The sequence below is a fragment of the Amycolatopsis sp. NPDC005003 genome (assembly GCF_053600695.1).
Genome location: NZ_JBSGAI010000099.1, coordinates 1 through 12,865, shown reverse-complemented (window position 1 = coordinate 12,865; position 12,865 = coordinate 1). Strand labels below are relative to the sequence as shown.

Here is a 12,865-nt window from a genome sequence, read left to right as displayed (position 1 = left end):
AATTTTCACTATCTCTCCATACCGCTCGATCTCGCTTTCTGCCCGGCGTGTTGGCGCCAGCCCGGCGCCCGCCGTGGTTTTTTTTATTTGGGGTTAGAACCCGAATTACCACTCACGACAAGCTGCGGCAGACCGGCCTAAGGCGACTGGACCGCCGGTCGGCCGGTCGGCGCCGCGCCATAGAGCTGGGGGAGGGCCTCGGTGAGCTCGTCGGCGGTGACCGCCTTCCCGGTGCTGCTCAGGTGGCTGCCGATCACCGTCCAGCCCTGCAGCCGGTTGACCGTGGCGCCGTCGATGCGCAGGACCTGGCCGGTCAGCCAGCCGGCCGCGTCCGAGGCGAGGTAGACGACCGCGCCCGACGCGTTGGCGGGATCACGCGGGTCGAAGCCGTCGGCGTCGCTGCCCGTGCCCGCCACGGCCAGGTCGGCGGTCATCCGGGTGGCCGCGATCGGCGAGATCGCGTTCGCCGTCACGCCGTAGCGGCGCATCTCCAGGGCGGTGATCACGGTCAGGCCGGCGATCCCGGCCTTGGCGGCGCCGTAGTTCGCCTGTCCCGCGTTGCCGAACAGGCCGGTGCCCGACGTCGTGTTGATGACCCGGCCGGCGACCGCTTCGCCGCGCTTGGCCGCGGCCCGCCAGTACGCGCACGCGTGCCGGGTGAGCGCGAAGGTGCCTTTCAGGTGGACCGCGATCACCGCGTCGAACTCCGCCTCGGACATGGAGAAGAGCATGCGGTCGCGGACGATCCCGGCGTTGTTCACCACGATGTCCAGCCGGCCGAACTCGGCGACCGTGTCGGCGACCATCGCCTCGGTCGCGGCCCAGTCGGTCACCGACGCGTGGTTCGTGGTCGCCGTCCCGCCCAGCTTGACGATCTCCGTCGCGACGTCGTCGGCCGGCGATTCGCCGGTCTGCTCGCCGTGCAGGCCCGACCCGAGGTCGTTGACCACGACCGTCGCACCCGCCTCGGCGAGCGCGAGGGAGTGTGCCCTGCCGAGCCCCCGGCCGCCGCCGGTCACGATGGCCACCTTGCCGTCGAGGATGCCCACAGCCGCTCCAATCAGTTAACTAATCTTATTCTTTATGCTAGCCTGTGGAGCGGGCCGAGTCGAGGAGGGCGGATGACCGAAGTGGTGCGACACGAGGTGGCCGGTGTCGACCCGGCCAGGCTCGATGTCCTGCTGCGGCGTGTCCGGCGGGCCGTGGAGGAGACCCCGCTGCCCTCGATGCAGGTGGCCGTGGCCCGCCACGGCAGGCTGGCGGCGTTCGAGACCTTCGGCGACGCGACCGGCCGGGACCGGTACGTGCTGCAGTCCGTCGGCCGGTCGATCGTCGCGGGCGTGGTGTGGCACCTGCTCGGGGCCGGTCGCCTCGACCTCCGCGAGCGTGTCGCCGAGATCGTTCCCGAATTCGGCACGAACGGCAAGGACGCCGTGACCGTCGAGCACGTGCTGACCCACACCGCCGGGTTCCCGTTCGCTCCGCTCGGCTACCCGAAGATGCTCGACCGCGAGCAGCGGCTGGCCGCGTTCGCCCGCTGGCGGCTGGACTACCCGCCCGGAACCCGGTTCCAGTTCCACTTGACTTCGGCGGCCTGGCTGATCGGCGAGATCGTGCACCGGCGCACCGGCCTGACCTTCGCCGAGTACCTGCGTGCGGAACTCACCGGGCCGCTCGGCCTGTCCTCGCTGGACCTGGGGGTCCCGGCGGACACGGTCCTGCCGATGATCGCCACCGACCGCACCGGCGACGACCAGGAGCCGGACCCCTGGGGCCCGTGGTACCTGTCGGACCCCCGGGTGCTCGCCGCCGGGGAGCCGAGTCACGCGCTCGTCGGCACGGCGGCGGACGTGGCGCTGTTCTTCCAGGCACTGGTCCACTCCGGACTTTGGCCTGCCGACGCCGTCGCAGAGGGCGCCCGGATTCGCTTCACCGAGTGTCCCGCCGGTGAGGAGGCCTACGGCGGCGGCGCCCCGGTGAGCATGGGGCTCTTCGTGACCGTGGCCAGCGGTGGTCTGCCTTCTAGGGGCTCGCCGGCGCTGTTCGGCAACAGTGGCGCCGCCTACCAGCTCGGCTTCCTGGACCCGGTCAGCGGCGTGTCATTCGCGTTGCTGTGCAACGGATACCCGCTCGCCGGCTACGACCTGTCCGAACGCGGCCGGGCGATGATGCGCACCATCGCCGACCTCGCCGCGGACCTGACCTGACCGGAGGAATTGTGGACGTACCCGACAAGGTCGCGCTGGTCACCGGAGCCGGGCGCGGCATCGGCGCGGCCATCGCCGCCGAACTGGCCGCGCGCGGCCACCGGATCGCGGTGTGCGACGTGGATCCGGCCGCGGCCGCCGACGCCGCCGCGGCCATCGCCGAACAGCACGACGTGAAGACGGCCGCGGTCGTCGCGGACATCGCCGACAGCGACGCGGTCCGTGCCGCGGTCGCGGAAACGGAGGCCGGGCTCGGTCCGGTGGACGTGCTGGTGAACAACGCCGCCATCGATGTCCTCGGCCGGTTCGTCGACAGCGCCGAGCGCGACTGGGACCGGATCATCGGGGTGAACCTGCGGGGCACCATCACGGTGACCAGGGCCGTGCTCGACGGGATGATCGAACGCGAGCGGGGCCGGATCATCCACATCGCCTCCGACGCCGGCCGGGTCGGCTCCTCCGGCGAGGTCGTCTATTCCGCGACGAAAGGCGGGATCATCGCGTTCGGCAAGGCCCTGGCCCGCGAGGTCGCCCGGCACGGCATCACGGTCAACAGCGTGTGTCCCGGCCCGACCGACACCGCGTTGCTCGGGCAGGTGGCCGAGTACAGCCAACGGATGTACGAGGCGACCGTGCGGGCCATCCCGCTGCGCCGGGTCGCCCAGCCTGCCGACATCGCCGGCGTGGTGGGCTTCCTGGCCTCCGACGCGGCCGCCTACCTGACCGGGCAGTCGATCTCGGTCAGCGGCGGGCTCACCATGTTGTGACCGAAGGGAATCCAGCCGTGGCAGACCTGCTGAGCGTCGACGTGGCGGACCGCGTCGCCGTGCTCACCCTCGACCGTCCGGAGCGGCTCAACGCCATCGGCACCGCGACGGCCGACCGCATCGAGTCCACATTGGACGAACTGCGGGCCGACGCGTCGGTGCGCGCTCTCGTGTTCGCCGGGGCGGGGCGGGGCTTCTCGGCGGGAGCCGACCTCGACGAGATCGAGGCGTTCCGGACCGCCTACGAGTTCCGCGCCTTCGTGGGCCGGCTGACCGAAGTGTTCGGCCGGCTGCAGGAGTTCGAGAAGCCTTCGGTGGCCGCGATCCACGGGTTCGCCCTCGGCGGTGGCCTGGAACTCGCGCTCGCCTGCGACCTCCGGGTGGCCGAGCGCGGCGCCAGGCTCGGGCTGCCGGAGATGAAGCTCGGCGTGCTGCCAGGCGCGGGCGGCACCCAGCGGCTGCCCCGGCTGGTCCCGCCGGGGATCGCCAAGCAGATGATCCTCACCGGCGACCCGATCGACGCCGAGCGCGCGTACGCGGTGGGCTTGGTGAACGAGCTGGCCGAACCGGGCGAGGGACTGCAGGTGGCGACGGCGCTGGCCGGCCGCCTCGCCGCGGGCGCGCCCCTTGCCCTGGCGGCGGGCAAGGCCTTGGTGGACCGGATCGACGGCGACCTCGAGGCCGGGATCGCCGCCGAACGGGAGACCGTCTCCGTCATGTTCACCGCAGAGGACCGGGCCGAAGGGCTGCGCGCCTTCCGCGAGCGGCGCCCCGCGGAGTTCCGCGGCCAGTAAGCGCGGCCCGGGCTCGTGAGTGGTAATTCGGGTTCTAACCCGACTAAACACTCACGACGCCCGCGCGCGGTGCTGAGCGGCGAGAAGTTCCGCTACAGCGGGAGGTCGGCGCCCGCGGTGAAGTCGGGGCTGCGCTTCTCCCGGTGCGACGCGAGCCCCTCCTGCACGTCGGGGCCGCCGAAGCCGAAGAACTCCAAGCCCAGCGAAGACTCGAAGATCGGCGCGGCCGTGCGGAACCAGTGGTTGAGCGAGCGCTTGGTCCAGCCGAGGGCGCTGGCCGAGCCCGAAGCGAGCGAGGTGGCCACGCGCAGCGCCTCGGCGTGCACGTCCGAGTCGTCGACGCACCGGGACACCAGGCCGATCCGCTCGGCTTCCTCGCCGGTCAGTACCTCGCAGGTGAGCAGGTAGTACTTCGCCTTGGCCATCCCGCACAGCAGCGGCCAGCAGAGCGCCGCGTGGTCGCCGGCGGCGACACCCAGGCGGGTGTGGCCGTCCACGATCTTCGCCCGGCGGCCCACGATGGAGATGTCGGCCATCATGCCGACCGCCAGCCCGGCCCCGACCGCGGGTCCGTGGATGGCCGAGATGACCGGTTTCGAGCAGTTCAGCACCCCGTACACCATGTCCCGCGCCTCCCGCATCACCCGCGCGCGGACCACGTAGTCGCGGCTCATCTCCTCGATCGAGTCGAAGGTGCCGCCGGCCGAGAACGCCTTGCCCGCGCCCTGCACGAGCACCGCGCGGGTCTCCGGGTCGCGGTCGATCGCCGGCCAGACGTCGGCGAGCTCGGTGTGCATCCGCGGGGACACCGCGTTGAGGTTGGGCGCGTCCAGCACGAGCCGCAGCACGCCGGGGGCGGGGCGGTCGAACGTGAGGGACGGGAACTCGTCGTAGCGATCACTCATCGGGACTCCTCGTGCGACGCCGGGACATTGACGCAAGCCACTCCGGTAAGACTATAATTATATAACTGATTGCGCGGGAAGGTGTACCGGATGACGGTGACGGCCTCGGTCGGCGTCCTGAGCGACGAACAGCTCCAGCTGCGCCAGGTGCTGCGGACCTTTCTGGACAGACACAGCGCGGAACCCGAGGTGCGCCGCCTGATGGCGACCGACGAGGGGTACGACCCGCGGGTGTGGCGCCAGCTCGGCGGCGAACTCGGGCTGCCAGGCCTGGCGATCCCTGAGGAGTACGGCGGTTCCGGCTTCGGCTACGCCGAGCTGGGTCTGGTGTTCGAGGAGACGGGCCGGGCGCTGCTGTGCGCGCCGTACTTCGGCACCGTCGCGCTGGCCGCCGAAGTCCTCCTGCGCGCCGGGGACGAGTCGGCGGCCAAGGACCTGCTGCCGGGGATCGCCGCGGGCGAGACCATCGCGGCACTCGCCCTCACCGAGCCGGGTGGGCGACCGGACGAAGGCGGGATCACGCTCCGGGCCGAGCGGGTCGCGAGCGGCTGGCAGCTGACCGGGGTCAAGACCCACGTCCTCGACGGCCACATCGCCCACCTGCTGCTCGTCGTGGCCCGGACGGACGCCGGGACGGGCCTGTTCGCCGTCGACGCCGAAGCGGCCGGTCTGCGGCGGACCGCGCTGCGCACCCTCGACCAGACCCGCAAGCAGGCCCGCCTGGACTTCTCCGGCGTCCCGGCCCGGCTGATCGGCGACGCCGGAAGTGCCTGGCCCGCGATCGAGCGCACGCTGTCCACCGCCGCCGTGCTGCTCGCCGCCGAGCAGCTGGGCGGCGCGTCCCGCGCGCTGGAACTCGCCGTGGACTACGCGAAGATCCGCGAACAGTACGGCCGGCCGATCGGCTCGTTCCAGGCGGTCAAGCACCGACTGGCCGACATGCTGACCGACGTCGAATGTGCCCGGTCCGCGGTGCAGGACGGCCTGCGTGCCCTCGCGGCCGACGCCGAAGACCTGGCCGTCGCCGCGTCCGTGGCGAAGGCGTACTGCTCGGAGGTGTTCACCCGGGTCGCCGCCGGGGCCATCCAGGTGCACGGCGGCATCGGCTTCACCTGGGAGCACTCCGTGCAGCTGTACTTCAAGCGCGCCAAGGCGTCCGAGCTGCTGCTGGGCACGCCGGCCGAGCACCGCGCGCGGCTCGGGCGGTGGCTGGGACTGTGAGTCGAGAGGAGCTTTCGGTGGACGTGGACTTCGGGCCGAGTGTCGCGGACTTCCGGGCGGAGGTCCGTGACTGGCTGGCCGAGCACCTGGTCGGCGAGTTCGCGGCGCACCGTGGGATCGGCGGACCGGCCGACTCGGAGGCGTGGGACGTCCGGGTGGCGTGGGACCGCGAGCTGGCGGCCGGCGGCTGGCTCGGGCTGAGCTGGCCGGTCGAGTACGGCGGCCGCGGCCTCACCCTGCTGGAGGAGGTCGTCTTCAACTACGAGTACGCCCGCTCCGGCGCGCCCTACCGTGCCACGACCAGCGGCCTCGACCTGTTCGGGCCGATGCTGCTGGCCATGGGCACGCGTGAGCAGAAGCAGCGGTTCCTGCCGCCGATCCTGCGCGTCGAGGAGCTGTGGGGCCAGGGCTTCAGCGAGCCGGGCGCGGGCTCCGACCTCGCGTCCCTGCGCTGCCGGGCGGCGCTGGACGGCGACCACTGGGTGATCGACGGCCAGAAGGTGTGGACGACGATGGCCCACACCGCGGACTGGCTGTACGTGCTGGTGCGCACCGACCCGGCCAGCGAGCGCCACCGGGGGTTGAGCATGCTGCTGGTGCCACGCCACCAGCCGGGCGTCGAGGTCCGCGTCATCCGCAACCTGGCCGGGCAGGACGAGTTCGCCGAGGTCTTCTTCGACGGCGCGCGCACCGCCGCCGACCTGGTCGTCGGCGAGGTCGGCCAGGGCTGGCGGACCGCGATGGGCACGCTGGGCATCGAGCGGGGTGTCACCCTGCTGCCGCAGCAGCTGTCGTTCGAGCGCGAAGTCGAGAACCTGGTGCAGGCCGCGCGGGACGCGGGTGACGCCGTGCCGCCGTCCACGCGGGACCGGATCGTCGAAGCCTGGATGTCGGTCCGCCTCATGCGCACCACCAATCTCCGCACGCTGGGCGAGGTCCTGGCCGGGCGCGCCCCCGGACCGCAGGCCGGGATCGCCAAGCTCTTCGCCTCGACGTCCCATCAGCGGATGGGGCACCTCGCCGCCGAGGTCGCCGGCCCGGCCGGGCTGCTCGTGGGCGAGGACTACGGCCTCGACGTCCGCCAGCGCACGTTCCTGCTCTCCCTGGCCGAGACGATCTACGGCGGTTCCAGCGAGATCCAGCGCACCATCATCGGCGAACGGCTGCTCGGCCTGCCGAAGTGACCGTGCGGCGCCGATCCGTCACCGGTCGTCGCCAGTATCACCAGTTCAGCTAAATAGGTTAGCCTTTTCCGGAAGGTCCAAGGAGTGATCACGGTGCACCCTGCCCGCCGCCTCACCGTCGCCGACGTCGTCCGCGAGCACCGCCGATCGTTCGCGGACGCGGTCGCGTTCGTGGACGGCGACGTCCGGCTCACCTGGACCGAGTTCGACGAGCGCACCAACCGGCTGGCCAACGCCCTGGCCGCGGCCGGGGTCGGCGCCGGCGACCGGGTGCTGTGGCTGGGCCAGAACTCCGTGCGGATCTGGGAGCTGCTCGGTGCGGCGGCCAAGCTCGGCGCGATGGTCTGCCCCGGCTACTGGCGGTGGGCCGCGCCGGAGATGGCGTTCGCGGTGCGGGACTTCGACCCGAAGGTCGTGGTCTGGCAGCACGAGGAGATCGGCGAAACGGTGGCCAAGGCGCGGGCGGAGCTGGGCGAACCGGCCGGCGTGCGCTGGCTGCGGCACGACGGCCCGGACGGCGAGGGCGGTTACGAGTCCTTCCTGGCCGGAGGCGCGCCGGAGGACCCCGCGCCCGACGTGGACCCCGACACGGCGTTGCTGGTCATCTACACCGCGGCGATGTCCGGCACGCAGTGCGGCTCGATGCTTTCGCACCGCAACCTCCTGGCGATGGGCGCCACCGGCGCGTGGCTGGGCGACATCGACCACACCACGGCGTTCCTGAGCGCGGGCCCGATGTTCCACATCGGCAACTACCAGTTCTGGGGTGTCCCAGCGTTCCTGCAGGGCGGGAAGAACGTGATCGTCCGGCGGGTGGTCGCCGAGGAGCTGCTGCCGCTGCTGGCCGCGGAGCGCTGCACGCACGGGTACCTGATGCCACCGACGATCGTCGAGCTGGTGAAGCTCAACGCCACGGCCGGGCACGACCTGTCCGCGTTCCGGGCCAGCGTGGCGCCCCACCTGTGGGCCGGCACCGTGCAGGTCGACACGAGCCGGTTCACCGCCAACGGCGGGGGAGAGGGCCGCGGCTACGGCCAGACCGAGGTCACCGGGTTCGCCGTCACCGGCGGGTTCGGCGGATCCGGGCTGGGCAACGCCGGCCGGCCGGGCCCGTTCGTCACCGTGCGGATCGTGGCCGGGGACGGCACCGAATGCGCGCCCGGCGTGGCCGGCGAGATCTGCGTGCGCGGCGACCTGGTGCACCTGGGCTACTGGAACCGGCCCGAGGTCAACGAGCACCGCTTCCGCGACGGCTGGTGGCACACGACCGACCTGGGCCGCCGGGAACCGGACGGCACGATCACCTTCCTCGGCACCACCACGCGCATGCTCAAGTCGGCGGCCGAGAACATCTTCCCGGCCGAGGTCGAGAACTGCATCGAGGGGCATCCGGCGGTCAAGGAGGCGGCGGTGATCGGGGTGCCGAACGAGCGCTGGGCGCAGGACGTCAAGGCCGTCGTCGTGCTGCACGAGCCCGACAGCGCGACCGCCGCGGACATCGTCGAGCACTGCCGGGAGCGCATCGCGTCGTACAAGAAGCCCAAGACGGTCGAGTTCGTGGACGCGCTGCCGCGGACCGCCGCCTTCGCCAAGGACTACGCCGCGCTGGACGCCCGGTTCGGTGGCGGCGGCTACCCCGGCGGCGAGACGCTCGGAGCCGGCCGGTGAAGACGCCCCGGCAGCCGGTCGTCGTCGGCGTCCACGCCACCGAGCAGGCGCTTTCGCTGCCGCACCGGGACGCGATGGACCTGGCGCTCGAAGCGGTCACCGGCGCGATCGCCGACGCGGGCCTGCGTCCGTCCGATGTGGACGGCGCACAGGTCGACTGGCCGGGGCCGGGCGGTGTGCCGGGGGAGGGCAGCTCGTGGGCGCGGCTGCTCGGCGACCTGCGCTGGACCAGTGACGCCATGCTGGACAACGCGGGCTCCCGCGGCCTGCTCAAGGCCGCCGCCGCGGTGTCGGCCGGGCTGGCCGACACGGTCGTCGTCGGCGGTTGCCGCCTGGTCTCCCGGGGCACCGGGCCGGTCGGTGCGGGCGTCCCCATCGAGTTCGCCGATGTCTGGGGCAGCTACGTCGTGGCCCAGTTCGCGCTGGTCGCGACCCGGCACATGCACCAGTTCGGCACGACGCCACGGCAGCTCGCCGAGGTCGCGGCCACGATCCGGAACAACGGCTCGACGAACCCCGAGGCGATGATGCACGGCCGGGGGCCGTACACCGCCGACGACGTCTTGGCCTCGCGGCTGGTCGCCACGCCGTTCCACCTCCTCGACTGCTGCATCGTCGGCGAGGGCGGCGGCGCGTTCGTGGTGACCACCGCGGAGCGCGCGCGTGACCTGCCGCGGACGCCTGTCGCGATCCTGGGCGGCGGGATGGAGTACCACCAGGCCGCGTACGCGAATCCCGCGCTCTACCGCGAAGTCGGCATGATCGGCCGGGACGCCGCGGCCCGCGCGTTCGGCACGGCCGGGGTCGGGCCCGCCGAGGTGGACGTCTTCTCCCTGTACGACCCGAACTCCTTCGAGGTCATCCGCCAGCTGGAAGCGCTGGGCGTCTGCGAGGAGGGCGAGGGTGGCCCGCTGGTGGAAACGGGCGCGATCGCCGTGGACGGCAAGTACCCGGTGAACCCGGACGGCGGCTGCCTGTCCTACGCCTGGAACGGGACGCAGCAGATGACGCTCAAGGTCGTGGAGGCCGTGCGGCAGCTGCGCGGCACCGCCGTGCACCAGGTCACGGGGGCCGAGGTCGCCGTCGTCGGCAACGCCGGCTCGGGCGCGCAGCACTACGAGATGTCCGTTCTGGGGAGGATCCGATGAGCCGTCCGGTGCCCCAGTCGACGACCTTGAGCCGCCCCTTCTGGGACGCGGCTGCCGACGGCAGGCTCGTTCTCCCGAAATGCGGGGACTGCGGGCTCACGTTCTTCGCGCCCGAGCCCGCCTGCCCGGGTTGTCTCTCCAGGGAATGGACTTACGTGCCGAGCGCGGGAACCGGCACGGTCTACGCCGTGACGGTCGTCCACCGCGCGCCCGGCCCCGGCTTCGAGGTGCCGTTCGCGCTGGCGGTCGTCGACCTCGACGACGGTGTGCCGTTGCTGTCCCACGTGGTCGGTTGCCCGGTGGACGACGTGGTCGTCGGCCTGCGGGTGCGGGTCGACTTCCGACCGCTGACCGCCGAGCTCACCCTGCCGTATTTCGTGCCCGCGTAAGGGAGTGCCAATGCAGGTCTTGACCGGTCTCGAGGGGATCTTCGCCGCGAAGGGCAGCGTGCTGGGCAGCAGCGAGTGGGTCACCGTCGACCAGGACCGGATCGACGCGTTCGCCGGGGCGACCGGCGACCACCAGTGGATCCACGTCGACGCCGAGCGCGCCGCGGCCGGTCCGTACGGCACGACGATCGCGCACGGCTACCTGACCCTGTCGCTGCTGCCGATGTTCATGGTCGCGGTCTACCGCGTGGAAGGCGTCCGGATGGCGGTCAACTACGGCCTGAACAAGGTCCGGTTCGTCACGCCGGTGCCGGTCGGCTCCCGGCTGCGCGGCACCACCGAACTGCTCGACGCGCAGCCGCTGGACGAAACCTCGGCCCAGCTGCTCTTCCGGGTGACCGTGGAGATCGAAGGCGTCGAGCGGCCCGCGTGCGTGGCCGAGACCGTCAGCCGCCAGTACTTCTAGGAAGGCGGACGGCGTGCGGATCCCCAAGATGGCCGAGCTGGTCGCGCTCGAGCTGCGCCGCCGGATCGTCCGCGGCGAGCTGGCCGAAGGCGACGCGCTGCCCTCCGAAGCGGAGCTGATGGGCGAGTTCGCGGTGTCGCGCCCGACGCTGCGGGAGGCGTTCCGGGTGCTGGAGTCGGAGTCGCTGCTCAGCATCCGCCGCGGCGCCCGGGGTGGGGCGCGCGTGCACGTCCCGGACGGCTCCCTCGCCGCGCGCTACGCCGGTTTCATCCTCGAACACCGGTCGGCGACGCTACAGGACGTCTACACCGCCCGGACCGTGATCGAAGCGCCGTGCGCCGGCCTGCTCGCGGGACGGCGCACCGCCGCCGACCTCGACCGGCTGCGCGCCGCGCTCGCCGAGGCGGAGTCGCTGATCGACGACCCGCCCGCGTTCATCCGCGCGCACCTGCGGTTCCACGCGCTCGTGGTGGAACTGTCCGGAAACCAGACGCTGGTCCTGCTCAACGGCATGGTGCGGGACATCATCGACCGGGCGAACTGGTCGCACGTCGACCTCGACGCGGGCACCGAAGAGAACGTCCGGGCCAACCTCAGCGGCTTCCGCGCGCACGTCCGGCTGGTCGAGCTGGTCGCCGACGGCGACGCGGGCGAGGCCACCCGGGTGTGGCGGTCGCACCTGGAACGGGCCCACGAGTACCTGCTCGGGAACCGGTCGACCACGACGGTCCTCGACCTGCTGCACTGACCGCTATATAGTGTAATGAGATAGATAATTAACCATGCCTGATCGAAGGAGTCTGCCGTGGACTTCGACCTGACCGACGAGCAACGGATGTTGCGCGAGACCGCGCGTCAGTTCGTCGCGAAGGTCTGTCCCCCGGAACGGGCCAAGAAGTGGGACGAGGAGTCCGCCGTGCCCCCGGAGCTGTTCTCCGGCATGGCCGAGCTGGGCTGGTTCTCCCTGCCCTTCCCGGCCGAGGAGGGCGGGGACGGCGGCGGCCCGGTGGAGCTGATCGTGCTCGCCGAGGAACTCGGCCGGGCCAGTTTCGACGTGGCGATGTGCTACATCGGCGTGCTCATCCCGGGGATCACCGTGTTCCGCTGGGGAACCGAACCGCAGCGGGACTTCATCCGGGACCGCGTGATGACCGGGCGGCACCGGCTCGCGGTCGGCCTGAGCGAACCCGACAGCGGTTCCGACGCGGCCGCGTTGCGCACGACGGCCGAGGACCGCGGGGACCACTTCGTGGTGCGCGGCCAGAAGGCGTGGTGCACGGGTGCGGGGTTACCGGACACCACGATCGCGACATACGTGCGCACCGGGCCGCGGGAGCCGAAGCACAGCGGGATCAGCCTGCTGCTGATCGACCCGGAGACCCCGGGCGTGGAGGTGCGCCGGACCCCCACCCTGGCCCGGCACATCCTCGGGACCAACGAGGTGTTCTTCGGCGACGTCGTGGTGCCCAAGGAGAACCTGGTCGGCCCGGCCGGCGAAGGCTGGAAGGTGATGCTGTCCAACATCGAGCTGGAGAAGGTCATCATCACCGGCGGCTACCTCGGCGCGGCGCAGGCCACCTTGGACGAGATGCTCGAGTTCGCGCGCACCCGGCAGGCGTTCGGCCGCCCGGTCGGCACCTTCCAGGCCATCGCGCACGCCATCGCCGACCTCCAGACCGAGATCGACTCGGCCCGGCTGCTCGCCTACCGGGCGGCCTGGCTCCTGGCCCAGGGCAAGCCGTGCACGCGCGAGGGCTCGATGGCGAAGCTCAAGGGCTCGGAGACGTACGTCGCCGCCGCGCGGTTGGGCATGCAGGTCTGCGCCGGTCACGGTTTCTCCACCGAGAGCGTGATGAGCTTCCGCTACCGGGAGTCCATCGTGGCCACGATCTCCGGCGGCACCAGCCAGATCCAGCGCAACGGCATCGCGCGCAGCATGGGCCTGCGCACCTACTGACCCCGAGCCGTCACCTGAGCGGTCTGCCGCGGCTGTCGTGAGTGGTAATTAGGGTTAGAACCCTAATTACCACTCACGACCAGCGGTGATCGGGAAGTTGTCGGGGGTGGGAAGTAGGCTGGGAAGGTGACCGACGCTCCACTGTCCGGACTCCTCACC

General features: G+C 71.7%; 13 protein-coding genes. 11 read left to right on the top strand and 2 right to left on the bottom strand.

All coding sequences use genetic code 11. The annotated features are described in order from the left end of the window. Positions 1 to 137: 137 nt before the first annotated feature. Entirely contained in the window at positions 138 to 1,049 is a 912-nt protein-coding gene (locus ACWED2_RS47845; protein WP_449697151.1) for an SDR family NAD(P)-dependent oxidoreductase, read from the bottom strand. A gap of 72 nt (positions 1,050 to 1,121) precedes the next feature. On the opposite strand from ACWED2_RS47845, the gene ACWED2_RS47840 reads away from it, so the two are divergent. Genes ACWED2_RS47840 through ACWED2_RS47830 form a run of 3 tightly spaced genes read left to right on the top strand, consistent with a single transcriptional unit; the run spans position 1,122 to position 3,768 of the window. After that, on the top strand, positions 1,122 to 2,207 hold the full coding sequence (locus tag ACWED2_RS47840) for a serine hydrolase domain-containing protein (RefSeq protein ID WP_449697150.1): 1,086 nt from the start codon (positions 1,122 to 1,124) through the stop codon (positions 2,205 to 2,207). A gap of 11 nt (positions 2,208 to 2,218) precedes the next feature. Then, positions 2,219 to 2,974, top strand: coding sequence for an SDR family NAD(P)-dependent oxidoreductase (locus ACWED2_RS47835; RefSeq protein WP_449697149.1), 756 nt, complete (start codon positions 2,219 to 2,221; stop codon positions 2,972 to 2,974). A 17-nt stretch (positions 2,975 to 2,991) separates the two neighbouring features. Next, on the top strand, positions 2,992 to 3,768 hold the full coding sequence (locus tag ACWED2_RS47830) for an enoyl-CoA hydratase/isomerase family protein (protein ID WP_449697148.1): 777 nt from the start codon (positions 2,992 to 2,994) through the stop codon (positions 3,766 to 3,768). A gap of 92 nt (positions 3,769 to 3,860) precedes the next feature. Here ACWED2_RS47830 and ACWED2_RS47825 read toward each other — a convergent pair whose 3' ends face one another. Further along, positions 3,861 to 4,673, bottom strand: coding sequence for an enoyl-CoA hydratase/isomerase family protein (locus ACWED2_RS47825; protein ID WP_449697147.1), 813 nt, complete (start codon positions 4,671 to 4,673; stop codon positions 3,861 to 3,863). A 90-nt stretch (positions 4,674 to 4,763) separates the two neighbouring features. Here ACWED2_RS47825 and ACWED2_RS47820 point away from each other — a divergent pair, with 90 nt between their 5' ends. From ACWED2_RS47820 to ACWED2_RS47785, 8 genes are all read left to right on the top strand, one after another. Next, complete coding sequence (locus tag ACWED2_RS47820; protein ID WP_449697146.1) at positions 4,764 to 5,894, top strand: acyl-CoA dehydrogenase family protein; 1,131 nt, start codon at positions 4,764 to 4,766, stop codon at positions 5,892 to 5,894. Between the two features lie 17 nt (positions 5,895 to 5,911). After that, positions 5,912 to 7,078, top strand: coding sequence for an acyl-CoA dehydrogenase family protein (locus tag ACWED2_RS47815; RefSeq protein ID WP_449697145.1), 1,167 nt, complete (start codon positions 5,912 to 5,914; stop codon positions 7,076 to 7,078). A gap of 93 nt (positions 7,079 to 7,171) precedes the next feature. After that, positions 7,172 to 8,746 carry an AMP-binding protein gene (locus tag ACWED2_RS47810; protein WP_449697144.1) on the top strand — a complete coding sequence of 525 codons (1,575 nt, stop codon included), beginning with the start codon at positions 7,172 to 7,174 and terminating at the stop codon, positions 8,744 to 8,746. Then, entirely contained in the window at positions 8,743 to 9,894 is a 1,152-nt protein-coding gene (locus tag ACWED2_RS47805) for a thiolase family protein (protein ID WP_449697143.1), read from the top strand. The genes ACWED2_RS47810 and ACWED2_RS47805 overlap by 4 nt, the downstream gene beginning before the upstream one ends. Then, a complete protein-coding gene (locus ACWED2_RS47800; protein ID WP_449697142.1) occupies positions 9,891 to 10,283 on the top strand; it encodes a Zn-ribbon domain-containing OB-fold protein in 393 nt (130 codons plus the stop codon). Before ACWED2_RS47805 ends, ACWED2_RS47800 begins: the two co-directional genes overlap by 4 nt. Before the next feature lie 10 nt (positions 10,284 to 10,293). Beyond that, positions 10,294 to 10,749: a MaoC family dehydratase gene (locus tag ACWED2_RS47795; protein WP_449697141.1), complete on the top strand. Its 456-nt coding sequence runs from the start codon at positions 10,294 to 10,296 to the stop codon at positions 10,747 to 10,749. 13 nt (positions 10,750 to 10,762) lie between these two features. Continuing rightward, positions 10,763 to 11,497 carry a FadR/GntR family transcriptional regulator gene (locus tag ACWED2_RS47790; RefSeq protein ID WP_449697140.1) on the top strand — a complete coding sequence of 245 codons (735 nt, stop codon included), beginning with the start codon at positions 10,763 to 10,765 and terminating at the stop codon, positions 11,495 to 11,497. Between the two features lie 57 nt (positions 11,498 to 11,554). Beyond that, positions 11,555 to 12,706, top strand: a complete 1,152-nt coding sequence (locus tag ACWED2_RS47785; RefSeq protein ID WP_449697139.1) for an acyl-CoA dehydrogenase family protein — start codon at positions 11,555 to 11,557, stop codon at positions 12,704 to 12,706. Positions 12,707 to 12,865: the final 159 nt, after the last annotated feature.